Annotated in this window: 12 protein-coding genes; 5 read left to right on the top strand and 7 right to left on the bottom strand. The window is 72.8% G+C overall.

What is annotated here, in order from left to right:
* Together ACFY3J_RS31245 and ACFY3J_RS31250 are read right to left on the bottom strand one after the other, a co-directional pair.
* Nucleotides 1-702 (bottom strand): ATP-grasp domain-containing protein (locus ACFY3J_RS31245; RefSeq protein WP_376506131.1); only part of this gene is annotated, 702 nt, incomplete at its 3' end.
* 455 nt (nucleotides 703-1,157) lie between these two features.
* Nucleotides 1,158-1,403 carry a hypothetical protein gene (locus tag ACFY3J_RS31250; RefSeq protein ID WP_390842241.1) on the bottom strand — a complete coding sequence of 82 codons (246 nt, stop codon included), beginning with the start codon at nucleotides 1,401-1,403 and terminating at the stop codon, nucleotides 1,158-1,160.
* Between the two features lie 123 nt (nucleotides 1,404-1,526).
* On the opposite strand from ACFY3J_RS31250, the gene ACFY3J_RS31255 reads away from it, so the two are divergent.
* A complete protein-coding gene (locus tag ACFY3J_RS31255; RefSeq protein ID WP_390842242.1) occupies nucleotides 1,527-2,450 on the top strand; it encodes a hypothetical protein in 924 nt (307 codons plus the stop codon).
* A 327-nt stretch (nucleotides 2,451-2,777) separates the two neighbouring features.
* Here ACFY3J_RS31255 and ACFY3J_RS31260 read toward each other — a convergent pair whose 3' ends face one another.
* From ACFY3J_RS31260 to ACFY3J_RS31270, 3 genes are all read right to left on the bottom strand, one after another.
* Nucleotides 2,778-3,962, bottom strand: coding sequence for a vWA domain-containing protein (locus tag ACFY3J_RS31260; RefSeq protein ID WP_384175753.1), 1,185 nt, complete (start codon nucleotides 3,960-3,962; stop codon nucleotides 2,778-2,780).
* Nucleotides 3,959-6,388 carry a DUF5682 family protein gene (locus ACFY3J_RS31265; protein ID WP_390842244.1) on the bottom strand — a complete coding sequence of 810 codons (2,430 nt, stop codon included), beginning with the start codon at nucleotides 6,386-6,388 and terminating at the stop codon, nucleotides 3,959-3,961. Before ACFY3J_RS31265 ends, ACFY3J_RS31260 begins: the two co-directional genes overlap by 4 nt.
* A 121-nt stretch (nucleotides 6,389-6,509) precedes the next feature.
* Nucleotides 6,510-7,661, bottom strand: coding sequence for an AAA family ATPase (locus ACFY3J_RS31270; RefSeq protein WP_384175757.1), 1,152 nt, complete (start codon nucleotides 7,659-7,661; stop codon nucleotides 6,510-6,512).
* Nucleotides 7,662-7,794: 133 nt separating this feature from the next.
* Here ACFY3J_RS31270 and ACFY3J_RS31275 point away from each other — a divergent pair, with 133 nt between their 5' ends.
* Nucleotides 7,795-9,150 carry an SWIM zinc finger family protein gene (locus ACFY3J_RS31275; RefSeq protein ID WP_390842245.1) on the top strand — a complete coding sequence of 452 codons (1,356 nt, stop codon included), beginning with the start codon at nucleotides 7,795-7,797 and terminating at the stop codon, nucleotides 9,148-9,150.
* A 254-nt stretch (nucleotides 9,151-9,404) separates the two neighbouring features.
* Nucleotides 9,405-11,033, top strand: a complete 1,629-nt coding sequence (locus ACFY3J_RS31280; RefSeq protein ID WP_390842246.1) for a DUF5691 domain-containing protein — start codon at nucleotides 9,405-9,407, stop codon at nucleotides 11,031-11,033.
* 104 nt (nucleotides 11,034-11,137) lie between these two features.
* Here the strand turns inward: ACFY3J_RS31280 and ACFY3J_RS31285 are convergent, their stop codons facing one another.
* Nucleotides 11,138-11,554, bottom strand: coding sequence for a cobalamin B12-binding domain-containing protein (locus tag ACFY3J_RS31285; RefSeq protein WP_141359236.1), 417 nt, complete (start codon nucleotides 11,552-11,554; stop codon nucleotides 11,138-11,140).
* A 491-nt stretch (nucleotides 11,555-12,045) separates the two neighbouring features.
* On the opposite strand from ACFY3J_RS31285, the gene ACFY3J_RS31290 reads away from it, so the two are divergent.
* Both ACFY3J_RS31290 and ACFY3J_RS31295 read left to right on the top strand, forming a co-directional pair.
* Nucleotides 12,046-12,912 carry an esterase/lipase family protein gene (locus ACFY3J_RS31290; protein ID WP_384175764.1) on the top strand — a complete coding sequence of 289 codons (867 nt, stop codon included), beginning with the start codon at nucleotides 12,046-12,048 and terminating at the stop codon, nucleotides 12,910-12,912.
* A gap of 191 nt (nucleotides 12,913-13,103) precedes the next feature.
* A complete protein-coding gene (locus ACFY3J_RS31295) occupies nucleotides 13,104-14,549 on the top strand; it encodes a M23 family metallopeptidase (protein ID WP_384175766.1) in 1,446 nt (481 codons plus the stop codon).
* Between the two features lie 9 nt (nucleotides 14,550-14,558).
* On the opposite strand, the gene pcrA is transcribed toward ACFY3J_RS31295, so the two are convergent.
* Nucleotides 14,559-17,039, bottom strand: coding sequence for a DNA helicase PcrA (pcrA, locus tag ACFY3J_RS31300; RefSeq protein WP_390842247.1), 2,481 nt, complete (start codon nucleotides 17,037-17,039; stop codon nucleotides 14,559-14,561).
* Nucleotides 17,040-17,265 lie beyond the last annotated feature (226 nt).

Consider the following 17,265-nt stretch of genomic DNA (forward strand, 5'->3'; position numbering starts at 1 on the left):
CAGCGGGTTGGCGGCGGCCTTGTCGTGGAGCTCCTCGAACTCGGGGTGACGGAACTCGGCGTTGTCGTCCAGCGACACCTTCCCGTCGAGGGCGATGACGTCACCGGAGGCGACCTTGGCGAGAGGGTTGACCTCCACCAGGAGGGCGTCCTCCTTGATGAAGACCTCCCAGAGGCTGACGAGGACGTCGGCGACCTTGTCGGCGACCTCGGCCGGGAACTTGGCCGCGGCGACGATCTCCTCGGCCTTCGCCCGGTCCACGCCGTCGATGGCGTCGATCGCGATCTTGGCGACGGCCTCGGGGCGGGTGGCCGCGACCTCCTCGATCTCCATGCCGCCCTCGACCGAGGCGATGGAGAGGAAGGTGCGGTTGGCGCGGTCGAGGAGGAAGGAGACGTAGTACTCCTCGAGGATCTCCGGAGCGGTCTCGGCGAGCATGACCTTGTGGACCGTGTGGCCCTTGATGTCCATACCGAGGATGTCCGTCGCGCGGGCGACGGCCTCGTCCGGGGTGGCGGCCAGCTTGACACCACCGGCCTTGCCGCGGCCACCGACCTTCACCTGAGCCTTGACGACCGACTTGCCGCCCAGCCGCTCGGTGATCTCGCGCGCCGCCTCAGGCGTGTCGATGACTTCACCGGCCAGCACCGGTACACCGTGCTTGGCGAAGAGGTCCCTCGCCTGGTACTCGAACAGGTCCACGCGCTTCCGTCCCTATCAGTGATCTCGCGGTTCGTTGGATGCGTGGGCGTGCCGCGAAGGGCAACGTGACGTCCGCTCTGGGTCACAGGGAAGGCGCACACGGTGTCCGAGCGCGCGGCATGTCCGTCTCGCAGGTTATCCCCGCTTACGGGAGTGCCCTAAATCGAGGGTCACACCTGAGCGGTGATACCTGTCACATGATGCCGCACTCTCTGGCACGGCGTGCCGCTGAAGCGGGGGCCTCACCAGGCTGGGGTTGACCGGGTGAGGCCCCCTCGTACAGCCCCGAAGGGGCTCCGGGCGGTTGATCCCCACCCCAATGGGGACCAGCCGCCCTTTCCGCGAGATCCCGGGCGGCACGGCCGGACGGACCGACGGCTTTCAGCCGTCCGGGTCCACCGGGCCCGCGGAGTCGGGTGGGCTCTCCATGACGACGGAGCGGTGGACCTGTCCGGTTAGCCGGGGAAGACGGGGACGGTCTGGTGCCGGTCCCGGGCACCGACTGCGGCGGCCCGGGCGGCGGCGCCGGGCACCAGCCGCAGCGGGGCCCGCTCGGGCACCGTGACGGCGTGCCCGTCACCGTGCCGCGAGGCGCCGGAGTCGGCCGCCGCGTGATCTCTGAACACGCCGTCCGGACCACCGACGGGGGGCTGGTGCGCGGAGATCGGGGCGAGGGGGGCGACGAGACCGGCACGAGGCACGCGGTGGAGCTGGACGTGCACGGCGCCGCCGGTCCCGGAGGTCGCGCCGGTGTATCGCGGACCGCAGACGGCAGCGGAGGAAGCGGTGACGCCTTGCGCCGTGAGGGCCTTGGGGGTGCTGGTGTGCCCACCGGACGTGGGCAGGTTCGCGCCGCCCGGACGCTGCTGCGGCCGGGCCTGCGCAGCCGAGGCAGCGGGCCCCGTCTGCGGCTGCGGCTGCGGCTGCAACGGCGCCGGGGGCACGACGGGCGGCGCCGGGAGGTCGGGCACGACGGGCGGCGACGGCACCTCGGGCCACACCTCGACCGCCGCGCCCGCCTCGGCGCCGACCACATCCCCAACCGGCTTCACGACCGGCCGGACGACGGCCTCGACGACCACCGTCACGACAGGCTCGACGACCGGCTTCAAGACGGGCTGGACGACAGCCTCGACAACCGGGTTCACAACAGGCTGGACCACGGCCTCGACGACCGGCACGGCTACCGGTGTCACGACGCGCTCGGCGACGGGCCGGACAACCGGCTCGGCAACCGGCTCGGCAACCGGCTTCACGACACGCTCTACGACCGGCTCGACGACCGGCCGCACAACGTGCTCGGTGGCGGGCTCGACAACCGGCCGCGCAACGGATTCACCGACCGGCCTCATGACGCGCTCAACAACCGGCTGGGCAACGGACTCAACGACCGGTACGCCGACAGGCTCGGCGACCGACCGGACGCCCAGCCTCACGACGGGTCCGACTGCCGGCTCGGCGACCGACCGGACGCCCAGCTTCACAACGGGCCCGGCTCCCGGCTCGGCGACCGGCTGCACGACGGGCGTGGCGACGGACTGGACGACCGGTTGGGCAATCGGCTCAACCGCGGACTCGACAACTGGCCGCACAACGCGCTCGGCGACCGCCCGGACGCCCGGCTTCTTGACGGGCCGGGTGATCGGCTCGGCGAGGGGCTTCTCCACAGGCTCGGTGATCGGCTCGACGACAGGCTTCGCGACCCGGTCGGTCACGGCCACGAGGCTGCCGGACGAGGGCGAAGATGAAGACGAAGATGAGGACGAGGACGCGAACCCCGGAACCGAAGCGGCCACCGTCTCGGACAAGGGTGCCGTCGGTCCGCCTTCTGCCGCCCGCGCCTGCTGCCCGCACAGGAACCCGAGGGCGGACAACGCCCCCACCAGCAGCCCCAGTTGCAGCACACGCCGTCCGGCCGCCGTACGCGTCGCGCGTAGGGCGGCACCGGGCAGCGCTGCTGGCCAGGTCAAGAGAGGGCGGTTCCTCCCGTGCGGCGACAAGGGTGTTGGAGCGTCGATCCTCGCACGGGGTTCCCAAGGGGGCGCAAGCCTTCTCCCACCGCTGGGCGGCCAATGTCACACGGCGTCGGGTATCGGAAGCGGCCGCTTCTCGATCGCCGCCGCCATCACCTCCGGGAACAGGTCGGGCGTGCAGGCGAACGACGGTGCCCCGAGCGCCGCGAGAGCCGCCGCGTGCTCCCGGTCGTAGGCGGGCGCGCCCTCGTCGGAGAGCGCGAGCAGCGTCACGAACTGCACTCCGGACGCCTTCATCGCGGCGACCCGCTTCAGCATCTCGTCGCGTATGCCTCCCTCGTACAAATCGCTGATCAGCACGACCACCGTCTCCGCGGGCCTGGTGATCCGCGACTGGCAGTACGCCAGCGCCCGGTTGATGTCCGTGCCGCCACCGAGCTGGGTGCCGAAGAGCACGTCCACCGGGTCGTCGAGCTGGTCGGTGAGGTCGACGACCGCCGTGTCGAAGACGACCAGCCGCGTACTGACGGACCGCATGGACGCGAGCACCGCCCCGAACACGGAGGCGTACACGACGGACGCCGCCATCGACCCAGACTGGTCGACGCAGAGGACGACCTCCTTCTTCACGGACTGCGACGCCCGGCCGTAGCCGATCAGCCGCTCGGGCACGACCGTCCGGTACTCCGGCAGGTAGTTCTTGAGGTTGGCCGCGATCGTGCGGTTCCAGTCGATGTCGTGGTGGCGCGGCCGGCTGACGCGCGCACTGCGGTCGAGGGCGCCGGTGAGCGTGGCCCGGGTGCGGGTGGCCAGCCGCTTCTCCAGGTCCTCGACGACCTTGCGCACCACGGCCCGGGCCGTCTCCTTGGTCGTCTCCGGCATCGCCTTGTTGAGCGAGAGCAGGGTGCCGACGAGGTGGACGTCCGCCTCCACCGCCTCCAGCATCTCCGGCTCCAGCAGCAACGCGGCCAGCCCGAGCCGGTCGATGGCGTCCCGCTGCATGACCTGTACCACGGAGGAGGGGAAGTACGTCCGTATGTCCCCGAGCCACCGCGCCACCGAGGGCGCCGAGCCTCCCAGTCCCGGCGAACGGTCGCGTCCCGTCCGTCCCGTAAGCGGCTTGTCCCCCTTTCCGTAGAGCGCGGCGAGCGCCGCGTCCATCCCCGTGTCCCGTCCCGACAGCGCGCATCCGGTGCCGTCGGCCGGGCCGCCGCCGAGCACGAGCCGCCAGCGCCGCAGCCGCTCCTGGACCGCGTCCGTCACGTCGTACCCCTCTCCCACGGTCATCCCGCCACCCCCGCAAGCTGGTTGCCCGGCTTCCCCCCGCCGGGACCGGGGTCGTCCAGCCCCAACAGCAGCCGCAGCACGGGCAGTACGGCGTCCGCGCGCTCCTGGTCGAGCTCCTCGGCGAACCCGGGCACGCCGCCCGTCGAGCCCCCGGCCCCACCGCCGCCCTGCCCCGGACCGCGCCGGACCAGCTCGCCGAGCGTTCTGCGCACCCCCGGCTCGTACGCCGAGAACGTGCGCCGCAGCAGCGGCAGTACGTCCGTGAACGCCTGCGCCGGCACGCCGGTCAGCCAGGCGTCGAGCAGCCCGAGCAGCCGCTCGTCGTGCACGAGCAGCATCCCGCCGCCACCGCCGACGAAGCCCTCGATCCACGCGGCCGCGTCGGCCGGCGGCGTGCCCGGCGACAGCGCGAGGCCCATGAGCCGCGCCGCCTGCTCCTGCTCGACCTCCCCGTCGTCCAGCAGCAGCCGCACCGCGCGTCCCCGCAGCACCCCGGGGACCGTGTCCCGTCCGGAAAGGGTCCGGAGCACGGTGTGCCAGCGGGCGCGCAGCTCACTGTGCCCGGCCTTGGGGGTGTCGCCGAGCAGGGCCACCGCGCCGTGCACCGCGTCCACATGCCGTCGCATCTCCTCGGCCGCGTCCGCGTCCAGTGCGACGCAGGCCGGGGGCAGGCCGACGAAGATCCGCTCGGCCAGGCCGGCCGCCACCCCGGCGAGCGCCTCGGTGTCCGTGCCGCGCACGTCTCCGTAGCGCAGGGAGCGGACCAGGGCCGGCAGCGCCTGGGCGAGGTGCCCGACGTCCGCGTCGAGCGCCGCCCGGTCGGCGAGCACGCGCATGACCACGGGCAGCGCTTCGGGCAGTTCGGCGAGCAGGCAGTGCTCCGCGAGCGCGGTGACGTCGGCGAGGGCCTGCGCGGCCACGGCGTCCGCCTCCGCCCTGGCGGTCGCGGCGGCGAGCACGGTCGTCCCCCACACCCCGGCCTCGGCGACGCGCACCGACAGCTCGGGCTCCCAGCGCAGCCGCCAGGTCTCCCGGAACGTACCGGTGCTCCCCCGCGACGCCGTGGGCTCGCCCCAGCCCACGCCCAGCAGCCGCAGCCGGTGCAGCAGCCGGCTGCGCCCGGCATCGGTCTCCTTGCGCAGGTCGAGCTCCAGCTCCCGCTCCAGCGCCTCCGGCTTGAGCCGCAACCGCCGTTGCAGCCGGGCCAGGTCGCGCTGCAACGGCACCGCGGGCGCCGCCTCCGGCACAGCGCCCAGCACGTCGCCGACCACGAGCCGGTCGTGCACCAGTGCCAGCGGCACGTCGGAGCCGTCGCACATCACCGCGCGCACGGCGTCCGTCGTCTCGCTCAGCCCCGGCAGCGGGCGGCCGCGCATCGCGGCGAGCGTCCCCGCCAGCCGCACCGCCTCGATGACGTGCGCGGAGGAGACGATCCGGTCCTCCTCCCGCAGCAGTCCCGCCACCTTGGTCAGCCACCGCTCGACGGGCCGGTCCGGCACGTCGAACAGGTGGGCGTACCAGCCGGGCGAGTCGATGCCCGCGCCGTAGCCGGAGGCCCGGGACAGCCGGCGGTGGGTCCACGGCACCCAGGTCATGTCCGCCTTGACCTTGGGCAGTCCCTTCAGCAGGGCGCGGTCGACGGCGACGGTCGCCTTCCGCCGCAGCGCGGGCACGTGCCAGGCCCCGCACACCACGGCGACGCCGTCCCCGAACTCGCGCCGTGCGGCACGCACTTGGAGGCGCATGTGGGCCTCGCGCACAAGATCCCGGTGCTCCTCCCCGCTGCCGTACGCCTCCCGCAGCGCGCCCATGGCCTCCTCCAGCACCAGGAACGGGGTGAACGCGTCACCCTCGCCGGCGCCCCGGTGCTCGACCACGTCCTCCCACCACCGCTCGGGGTCGTCGTACCCCCCGGCCTCGGCGAGCGCGGCGAGCGGGTCGACGCGCACCGCGGCCTCGGGCGGGCACGCCCCCGCCGGGGGCTCCGCGGTCCCCTCCACCGCGGAGCCCTCCGTGTCGGCGCCGCCGTCCGCGGGTGTGCCGGCGTCTTCCCTGCCCCACGTGTGGCCCCACGCGAGCGTGTGCGTGGCCGGCAGGTCGATGAAGCGGGCCGGGACGTCGTGCTCCAGTGCCCAGCGGACGGCGACCCACTCGGGCGAGAAACCGGCCAGCGGCCAGAACGCCGAGCGGCCGGGTTCGTCCACGGCGTGGGCGAGGAGCGCGACGGGCGGCCGCATGTCGTGGTCGGCGGCGAGCGGGATCAGCGCGTCCGCCTCCGGCGGGCCCTCGATCAGCACCGCCCGCGGTCGCGCCGCCTCCAGCGCGGCCCGCACCGCGCGGGCGGATCCGGGCCCGTGGTGCCGGACCCCGAGCAGCAGCGGCCCCGCGCCGGGCCACCGGCTCCCGGATCCCTCGGCTCCCCTCACGTCGTCCCCCTCCTCGTCCTCCCTCGTCCTCGTCCCGCGGTCCAGCTGGGCTCGTCGTCGACGCGGGCCCGCGCCGTGCCGGCCGGCAGGCATCCACCGCCGGTCGGTCGTCCGGTGCCGCTCACGCGCTCGCCTCCCGGCAGGCCCGGTAGAAGTCCTTCCAGCCGTCGCGCTCGCGGACGACGGTCTCCAGGTACTCCTGCCAGACGGCGCGGTCGGCCGCCGGGTCGCGGACGACGGCGCCGAGGATGCCGGCGGCCACGTCACCGGCCCGCAGCACGCCGTCGCCGAAGTGGGCCGCCAGCGCGAGGCCGCCGGTGACCACCGAGATCGCCTCGGCGGTGGACAGGGTGCCGCTGGGCGACTTCAGCTTGGTACGGCCGTCGGTGGTGACGCCGTCGCGTAGCTCACGGAAGACGGTCACGACACGGCGGATCTCGTCGGCCCCGTCCGGGACGCCCGGCAGGTCGAGGGCGCGGCCGATCTGATCGACACGGCGCGCCACGATGTCGACCTCGGCCTCGGGGCTCTCCGGCAGCGGCAGGACCACCGTGTTGAACCGGCGGCGCAGGGCGCTGGACAGGTCGTTGACCCCGCGGTCGCGGTCGTTGGCGGTGGCGATCAGGTTGAAGCCGCGGACCGCCTGCACCTCCTCGCCCAGTTCCGGTATCGGCAGGGTCTTCTCGGACAGGATCGTGATCAGCGTGTCCTGCACGTCGGCCGGGATGCGGGTCAGCTCCTCGACCCGGGCGGTCATGCCGTGCGCCATGGCCCGCATGACCGGGCTGGGCACGAGGGCGTCGCGGCTCGGGCCGTGCGCCAGCAGCTGCGCGTAGTTCCAGCCGTAGCGGATCGCCTCCTCCGGGGTGCCGGCCGTGCCCTGCACCAGGAGCGTCGAGTCGCCGCTGACCGCGGCGGCCAGGTGCTCGGACACCCAGGTCTTCGCCGTGCCCGGCACGCCGAGCAGGAGCAGGGCGCGGTCGGTGGCGAGGGTGGTGACCGCGACCTCGACGATACGGCGGGGGCCCACGTACTTCGGTGTGATCACCGTGCCGTCCGGCAGCGTGCCGCCGAGGAGGTAGGTCGCGACGGCCCACGGCGACAGCTTCCAGCGGGCCGGGCGCGGACGGTCGTCGTGTGCGGCGAGCGCCGCCAGCTCGGCCGCGAAGGCGTGCTCGGCGTGCGGGCGCAGCACCTGCGCCTCCGGCGTGTTCGCGGGCGCGGAGTGGTTCTGGCGCGGTTCGACGGGTGTCGGTTCGACGGACACAGACATGGCTGAGGCCCCCTCCAGCTCGGCCGGTTCGGATCTGTCACCAACCGTGCACCACGGCACTGACAACGCATTCTGACCTGCGCAAACGTCCTTGCTCGCTCGATTGTCAGTGGCAGGTCCTACCTTCGATGGCATGACTCAGCAGGGGGTGCGCTGGAGCGCGGACCAGGTGCTGGCACTGGCACCTGACGCCGCGTCGCGCAAAGCGGGAAGCAAACTCGGCGCGGCCGGGCCGTGGTCCGAGGCGGGGTGTTCCGACGAGGGGGCGGTGTGGGGACTGTGCAAGGGCAGTGGCAGCAGGCCGTATCAGACGGTCGTCGACGTCGCGGGCGGTGCCGGGCCGGCGTACAAGTGCAGTTGTCCGAGCCGCAAGTTCCCGTGCAAGCACGCGCTCGGGCTGCTGCTGCTGTGGGCGAGCGACGACGGCGCGGTGTCGTCCGGGCAGGCGCCCGGCTGGGCCGAGCAGTGGATGGCGGCCCGCGGGGAGCGGACGGCGCGGAAGCGGTCGGAGGGGGCGGCGGGTCCGGCCTCCGGTGCCGCTGATCCGCGGGCGGCGCTGCGCCGGGCGGAGCGCCGGGCGCAGCGGATCACCGCGGGGGTGACGGAGCTGGAGCAGCGCCTGGCCGACCTGCTGCGCGGCGGTCTGGCCCCGGCCGAGCAGGCGGGGTACGGGCTGTGGGAGGAGACGGCGGCCCGCATGGTCGACGCGCAGGCTCCCGGGCTGGCGGGACGGGTGCGGGAGCTGGGGGCCGTACCGTCGTCGGGGCCGGGCTGGCCGGTGCGGCTGCTGGAGGAATGCGCGCTGCTGCATCTGCTGGGCCAGGGCTGGCTGGGCCGCGAGCGGCTGCCGGAAGGGGTGTCGGCGACGGTCCGTTCCCGGGTGGGCCTGCCCGTCTCCGCGGACGGACCTCCGGTACGGGACCGCTGGCTCGTCCTCGCGCAGTACGACACCGCGGACGCGAAGCTGACCACACGCAGGATATGGCTGCACGGCGCGGACTCGGGCCGTACGGCTCTGCTGCTCTCCTACGGCGCGGCGGGCCGCGCCCCGGAGCTCGCGCTGCCGGTGGGCCTGGCCCTGGAGGCGGAGGTGTCCTCCTATCCGGGCACGGGACAGCTGCGCGCGGCCCTGGGCGAGCGGTTCGCTCCCCCGGCGCCCGTCCGGATCCGCCCGCGCGGGGTGACGACGGCGCAGGCGGCCGCCCGCTACGGCGCGGCGCTGCGGGACGACCCGTGGCTGGAGTCTGTTCCGGTGACGCTGCGGGAGGTCGTACCGGTCCCGGACGGCGAGTCCTGGCAGCTGGCCGACGCCGCCTCCGACTCCGCGCTGCCCGTCACTCGCGCGGCCCGGACGCGTCCAGGCCTGTGGCGGCTGGTCGCCCTGTCGGGTGGCGCGCCGGTCGCGGTCTTCGGCGAGTGCGGCCACCGGGGCTTCACTCCGTTGACCGCATGGTCGCGGGAAGAGGGAGAAATGGTGACTCTGTGCTGATGCATAACCAACCGTCCGTGACATCGCCCCTGGCAGTGGGCTCGGAATGTCCGGCAAAGGAGTGACGTCACCGCGATACGCGGGGCGCGGTCGGCACAGCGGGAACCTCTCACCCAAAAGGCGCAAAATGTCAGATAGCGTCCCATCTGAATACGTTTTCCCTTCTGCACCACGAATTTGTTCCACCCCAGGGGAAACCCGGTCCATGTGACCCTTCAACCACTCCCGGGCAGCCGGCTACGGAAAGGAAGCTCATGATCAGGACCTCCACCCCGCCGGAGGCGCCCGCCACGGGCGCCTGGGAGGAGTTGGTCACCACCGCCCTGCTCGGCACGGACCGGCGCACGCCTCCGGGCGGCACACCCGGACGGACCGCGCCGATGGCACTGCTCGACGCGGCGGCCGTGCAGACCGTACGGCGGCGTGCCGGACTGCGCCCCGCGCCCGCGGCCCGGCGCCCGGAGCCCGCACCGGAGGATCCGCGTCCGCCCCTGCCCGCGGCCGCGGCCCGCAGGCTCGCCATGCTGCTGGCCGACCGGCCCGGTGCGGCGGCCGGCCGCCGGGGAACGGCACCGGACCTGATGGAACTGCTGCCCCAGTGGCTCGCGGCGGCGAACGCCCACGGGTACGCCCCGCCCCCGGAGGCACTACCCGCCCTGCTGGACGCCGCGCGGGCCCGTACGGACCTGCGTCCGGCCGCACTGGCCTTCGGCGGCCCACGCGCGCTGTGGCTGGCGGGGCTGAACCCGGACTGGCGGTTCGCCCTGCGGGCGGCCCCGGGCGCCGGTGCCGCCCCGAGCGGCTCCGAGGATGCCGACCGTGTCCGCAAGCTGTGGGAGGAAGGTCTGTTCGCGGAGCGGGTCGCGCTGCTGGCGTCGATACGTGCGCGCACACCCGCGGCCGCACGCGAACTGCTCGCCGGCTCATGGCCCACCGAGCGGGCCGAGGACCGGCTGATGTTCGTCGACTCCCTGCGGACGGGTCTCGGCCCGGACGACGAGGAGTTCCTGGAGCGGGCCCTGTCCGACCGCAGCCGCAATGTACGGTCCACGGCCGCGGAGTTGCTCTCGGCGCTGCCCCGATCGGCGTTCGCCGCACGGATGGCGGCCCGGGCCCGCTCCTGCGTGGCCGTCGACCACACGCGCGGGACACCCACGCTCGTCGTCGAGGCGCCGCACGAGTGCGACTCGGCCATGGAGCGCGACGGGATCGTCCCCAAGGCTCCGGCAGGACGGGGCGAACGATCTTGGTGGCTGGGCCAGTTGGTGGAGGCGGCGCCGCTCGGGACCTGGCCCGGACGGCTGGGCGGGCGCACACCGCGGGAGATCGTGGCCCTGCCGGTCGCGGACGGATGGCAGGGCGAACTGCACGCCGCCTGGTGCCGGGCGGCGGTGAGGCAGCGGGACGCACAGTGGGCGCGGGCGCTGCTCGGGCCGCCCGCGGCCCCCGAAGCCGGCGGCCCCGGCGCGGTGTCCCTGGCCGAGCGCGCCAAGCTGCTCGGCACGCTGGACGCCGCCGAACGGGCCGACTGGGTGGCCGGATTCATCGCGGCACACGGACTGCCCGAGGCGTTTCAGCTGCTCGGGGTGTGCGCGGTGCCGTGGGCGGCACCGCTCGGGCGGGCGGTGGTCGACGCGCTCAACATCGCGCGGGACGCAGGGAGTTACCCATGGAGTTTCAGTGGAGTGATGGGGCTTGCCGAGCGGTGCCTGGATCCCGCGGAGGCGAGTCGGCTCGACGGACTGCTGGCGGTTCCGGACGAGGCGGAGGACGCGTCGCCGGGAGCCGGAGGGTACTGGGCGGAGGCTTTCCAGCGACTGGTCACGACCCTGCGGCTGCGCTCCGCCATGGCCGGGGAACTGCAGGCGGCGCGGACCGGCTGAGTCCCGCCCCGGGCGAAGGCGGGTCTCCCTGGGGGCCGTACCCCCAGGACGGGCCGCTCGCACCCGGCCGGCGCCGGGAGATGCTGCGGGAGCCGCCGGCGCCCCTATGCCTCGGCGGGCTGGCGGACGTTGGCCCTGACCCAGTCGACGATCGACTGGGTGGTCGCGCCCGGGGTGAAGATCTCCGCGACACCCTTCTCCTTGAGCGGGGGGATGTCCGCCTCCGGGATGATGCCGCCGCCGAAGACGACGATGTCCTCCGCGTCGCGCTCCCTGAGCAGTTCGATCACCGCGGCGAACAGCGTGTTGTGCGCGCCCGAGAGGATGGACAGGCCGATCGCGTCGGCGTCCTCCTGGATCGCCGTGTCCACGATCTGCTCCGGGGTCTGGTGGAGCCCGGTGTAGATGACCTCCATACCGGCGTCGCGCAGGGCCCGCGCGATCACCTTGGCGCCCCGATCGTGGCCGTCGAGCCCCGGCTTGGCCACCACCACGCGGATCGGACCGGCTGCCACACCCATCACTGCCTCCATGAAGCGACTACATCCATCCGTACCGACAAGTACCTCACATGTGGCACGGACGCCCCGCACCACACCGTCCGGGGAAGTGAACGAACGTTATCTCCAGCATCCCGCAACCGGCAGTTTCACGGAGCAGAGGGAGGGGGAAATCACATGGAGGGACACTCCCCCGAGTTCACCGGGCAGGGGGGACCCGCAGGCCGCGCATCGTTCCCCGTCCGCGCGGCCCACGCGCCGTACGCCTTTGCCGCGGCGCGCGGACCACTGCGGGAGCAAGCACGACGGGAGCCGCAACGAGGTCGTCGCACCACCGCGCCGCAGACCGCGCGCCGCGGTGGTGCGCCGTATCGGCGAGGGCACGAAGGGCACCCGGGGCCGGTGGGGCACGGCGGCGCGAAGCCTGCCCGGCCGACCGCCCCCGCCGCGACTGCCCACGAGGGCACACGGGGGACAGGGCCGTCCTCCCGCGTGCCGACAGGAGGTCGGCCATGAAGGTCACCAGGGTCGCGGACCCCATTCTCCCGCTCTGCCGGTGCCTGCTGCCGTGCAGACTCGCGGGGCTCTCACTGGCTCTGCTGAAGGCGACCGCTCTGGAACTCGCGATCCTCGCGGGACACCTCCTGCTCTACCCCTCGGGCATCGTCCAGGAACGCCGCGGCGCCTCCCGCGCGATCCCGGCGCCCGACGGCACCGCCCAGTTGCCGACCGAGGCCAAGCCACCGGTCGTGCTGCTGCACGGGTTCATCGACAACCGCTCGGTGTTCGTCCTGCTGCGCCGCAGCCTCGCCCAGCACGGCAGGCAGCGCGTGGAGTCCCTGAACTACTCACCGCTGACCTGCGACATCCGCACCGCGGCCGAACTGCTCGGCCGTCACATCGAGGAGATCTGCGAGCGCACCGGCAGCAGGCAGATCGACGTCGTCGGGCACAGCCTCGGCGGACTGATCGCCCGCTACTACGTGCAGCGGCTCGGTGGCGATCTGCGGGTCCGCACCCTCGTCACCCTCGGCACCCCGCACTCCGGCACCCGGGTCGCGCCGCTGGCCAACGCCCATCCGATCGTGCGGCAGATGCGCCCCGGTTCCGAGCTGATCGAGGAACTGTCGCGCCCCGCGCCGGGCTGCCGTACGCACTTCGTCAGCTTCTGGAGCGACCTCGACCACCTGATGGACCCGCTGGAGTCGGCCTGCATCGAGCACCCCGACCTGAAGGTGGAGAACATCCAGGTCAGCGGAATCGGACATCTCGCCCTGCCGCTCCACCCCGCCGTGGCGACCGGGATACGGGAGATCCTCGACACCGCGCGCCCCGGAGACCCGACCGCCGACCGCGCCGGCGGAGTGACCGTCGCCTGACGGCCGACCTCTCTGGGTCGAACGCAACTCGAACACAAAGTTAAAGCCGTCTCCACACCCCGGCGAAACACGGCTGAATGCCCGTTTCCCGCCTCGGGGAAACCTGTGGAAGATTGTCGCGCCCTCATACCGCCGGGTACAGTCGCCGCACTGCTCTGCCAGCCCCTGTTGTCGAGGCGAAAGAGAAGTTGGTGAACGACCGTCACCCGTCGGGGACCATGGCCGCCCCGGCTCCGGCCTCCGATGCCGCCTCGACGCCCTACGCGTCGTACGACGGGCAGGAAGCTGCGTACGGCGACTTCACCACGTACAGCGACTACAACGCCACCGGTTACCACACCGGCACGTACACCACGGCGGACTACACCGCCGACCCGCTCTACGGCGGTCTCACGACCGGCGAGACGCACACCACGGGTTCGTACGACACCACCGACTGGTCCACGAACGGCCACCAGAGCCTGAACCACGACCCGTACGCGGCCCAGCACCACACCGCCTACGACACCGGCGCGTACGACACCACCGCCTGGGCCACCGGCTACCAGCAGCAACTGGCCTCCGTCCCACCGCAGTCCACGCCGGTCGACACCAGCGGCCAGTGGGACGCGCAGACCTGGCTCCAGCCGGACCAGACGGCCGCCGCCGACGCCACCCAGCAGTGGGACTGGGGCACGCAGGCCTTCGACACCGGCGCGTACGACGCCATGCAGTGGAACGGCGACGGCGGCACCACGGTCGGCGAGAACTTCGAGGGGCCCGAACCGCACGAGCCGCAGGTCGACTCGGCGGAAGAGGAACCGGTCGCCACGGTCGAGCCGGATCCGGCCCCGCCGCTGCTCGACGACGAGGAAGAAGTCACCCCCGCCCCGGCCTCGCGAGCGGCCTCCCGCGCAGCGGGCCGCTCCCGGCGCCGTCCCCCGGCCAAGCGCTCCGCACTGCTCACGGTGGCGGTGCCCTCGGTCTGCGTGATGGGGGTCGCCGGGATCGCCGCCGCCTCCGTGGGTGGTCTGACCGAGGACGGCAAGGAGAGCGCGGCGGCCACGCCCGATGCGCACCCCGTCAAGGCGTCCACCGCCAACAACAAGCTGGACACCCAGCTGCAGGGCCTGTCCGCGGGGGCGAACGACTTCGCCGACCGGGCCAGCCGGTACCAGGAGCGCATCGACCTCAAAGCGGAGCAGGAGGCCGAGAAGAAGAAGGCGGCGGAGGAGGCGGCCCGCAAGGAGCGACTGCGCCCCAAGTTCGCCGTCCCGGTCTACGAGAGGGGCCTCAGCGCCTACTTCGGCCAGGCCGGCGTGAACTGGATGTCCGTGCACACCGGCATCGACTTCCCCGTCTCGTACGGGACGACGGTGCTGGCCGCGACCGACGGCACGGTCCGCACGCAGTGGAACAGCGCCTACGGCAACATGATGATCGTGACCGCGATGGACGGCACGGAGACGTGGTACTGCCACCTCTCCAGCTACCGGGTCCCCTCCGGGACGACGGTGAAGGCCGGAGAGCCGATCGCCTACTCCGGGAACTCCGGCAACTCCACCGGCCCGCACCTGCACTTCGAGGTCAGGCCTGCGGGCGGGGCGCCCATCGACCCGCTGTCGTGGCTGCGCAGCCACGGCCTCGACCCGACGTAGCCCCTCCCGCTACAGCTTCTCCACCGGCGCGTACCGCAGCAGCAGCCGCTTGGGCTTGCCGTCGCCGAAGTCGATCGTCGCCTGGGCCTTGTCGCCCGTGCCCGCGACGGCGACCACCGATCCCAGGCCGAACTGGTCGTGCGTGACCCGGTCTCCGACGGCGAGCGCCGCCACCGGCTTCTCCGTGGTGCGGCGGGTGGCGAAGCCCGAGGCGCCGGACGCCGACGAGCGGGACCGGGACGAGGACAGCGAGGCCGCCACCGAGGAGGCCGGACCGGAGGGCGCGTAGGCCGAACCCCCCGTCCGCTTCCAGTCCACGTGTGCCGGCGGGATCTCCTCCAGGAACCGGGAGGGCGGGTTGTACGACGGCTGGCCCCAGGCGCTGCGCATCGACGAACGGGTCAGGTACAGCCGCTCCCGCGCGCGCGTGATGCCCACGTAGGCCAGGCGCCGCTCCTCCTCCAGCTCCTTGGTCTGGCCGAGGGCGCGCATGTGCGGGAAGACGCCGTCCTCCATGCCGGTCAGGAAGACCACCGGGAACTCCAGGCCCTTGGCGGTGTGCAGGGTCATCAGCGTGATGACGCCGTCGCCGTCCTCCTCGTCCGGGATCTGGTCGGAGTCGGCGACCAGGGCGACCTGCTCCAGGAAGTCGGAGAGCGCGACCGGCTCCCCCTCCCCGCGCTCCTGCTCGAACTCCAGGGCGACCGCGGCGAGCTCCTGGAGGTTCTCGATACGGGTCTCGTCCTGCGGGTCGGTGGAGGCCTGCAACTCGGCCAGGTAGCCCGTGCGTTCCAGGACGGCCTCCAGGATCGTGGCCGGTCCGGCGCCCGACTCGACGATCGTGCGGAGGTCCTCCATCAGCGTGTTGAACCGCTTGACCGCGTTCGTGGAACGCGCGGCCATGCCGTACGCCTCGTCGACGCGGCGCAGCGCCTGCGGGAAGCTGACCCTCTCCCGCTGGGCGAGGGCGTCGATCATCGCCTCGGCGCGCTCGCCGATGCCCCGCTTGGGCACGTTGAGGATGCGGCGCAGCGGGACGGAGTCCTCGGGGTTGGCCAGGACCCGCAGGTAGGCCAGGACGTCCCGGACCTCCTTGCGCTCGTAGAAGCGGACGCCGCCGACGACCTTGTAGGGCAGGCCGACGCGGATGAAGACCTCTTCGAAGACACGGGACTGGGCGTTGGTGCGGTAGAAGACGGCGACGTCGCCGGCCTTGGCCTCGCCCGCGTCCGTGAGGCGGTCTATCTCGTCGGCGACGAACTGCGCCTCGTCGTGCTCGGTGTCGGCGACGTAACCCGTGATGCGGGCACCCGCGCCGGCGTTGGTCCACAGGTTCTTGGGACGGCGGGACTCATTGCGCTCGATGACCGCGTTGGCGGCGGACAGGATCGTCTGCGTGGAGCGGTAGTTCTGCTCCAGCAGGATCGTCGTCGCGTCCGGGTAGTCCTCCTCGAACTGGAGGATGTTGCGGATGGTCGCGCCGCGGAAGGCGTAGATCGACTGGTCGGCGTCACCGACCACGCACAGCTCGGCCGGTCGCAGGTCGTCCTCGTCGGGCGGTACGTCCACGGGGTGCTCGGCGGTGCCCACCAGTTCCCGCACCAGGGCGTACTGCGCGTGGTTGGTGTCCTGGTACTCGTCGACCAGGACGTGCCGGAAGCGGCGGCGGTAGTGCTCGGCGACGTCCGGGAAGGCGCGCAGCAGGTTGACCGTCGTCATGATCAGGTCGTCGAAGTCGAGGGCGTTGGCCTCGCGCAGCCGCGACTGGTAGAGGGCGTAGGCCTGGGCGAGGGTCTTCTCGAAGCCGTCGGTGGCCCGGGCGGCGAAGTCCTCCTCGTCGATCAACTCGTTCTTGAGGTTGCTGATCTTGGCGCTGAACGACTTGGGCGGGTAGCGCTTGGGGTCGAGGTCCAGGTCGCGGCAGACCAGGGCCATCAGGCGCTTGGAGTCGGCGGCGTCGTAGATCGAGAAGGAGGAAGTGAAGCCGAGCTTCTTGCTCTCCCGGCGCAGGATGCGCACGCACGCGCTGTGGAAGGTCATCACCCACATCGCGTTGGCGCGCGGTCCGACAAGCTGCTCGACGCGCTCCTTCATCTCGCCGGCGGCCTTGTTGGTGAAGGTGATCGCCAGGATCTGGCCGGGGTGGGCGCCCCGCTCGGCCAGCAGGTACGCGATCCGGTGCGTGAGCACACGGGTCTTGCCGGAGCCGGCGCCGGCCACGATGAGCAGTGGGGAGCCGGAGTGCATGACGGCGGCACGCTGGTTGTCGTTCAGCCCCTCCAGGAGCGCGGCCGGGTCCACGACCGGCCGGTGGGCGCCGTCGCGGTAGTAGGCGTCCCGGTCCGGGGGCACGTCGAACTTCCCGCCGAACAGATCGTCCGGAACCGGCTCCGGAGCGTGATCGTCCTCGGGCGGCGGCGGGGGCTCTTCCTCATGGCCGCGGGGGGCCTGGAGATCCGCCAGGAAGCTGTCGTCAAAGAGGCTGCTCATCGCTCTACGAGTCTAGGGCGCCCCACCGACATCCCGTGGCCGCCCCGGGAAATGGCCGGTTCGACGAGGCCGAGACCAAGGTCACGAAAACGTATCGGACATACCTCGCACCAACCTTCACATGAGCCACACAAGTTGGTTAGCGTGCGGTCTGACCGCATGATCGTCACCGGGGGACTCGCCGGACGACGCGGCCCCCACGCTGACCACCCGAACCCGACGGCCA

Source organism: Streptomyces sp. NPDC001231 (assembly GCF_042896885.1).
GTDB lineage: Bacteria > Actinomycetota > Actinomycetes > Streptomycetales > Streptomycetaceae > Streptomyces.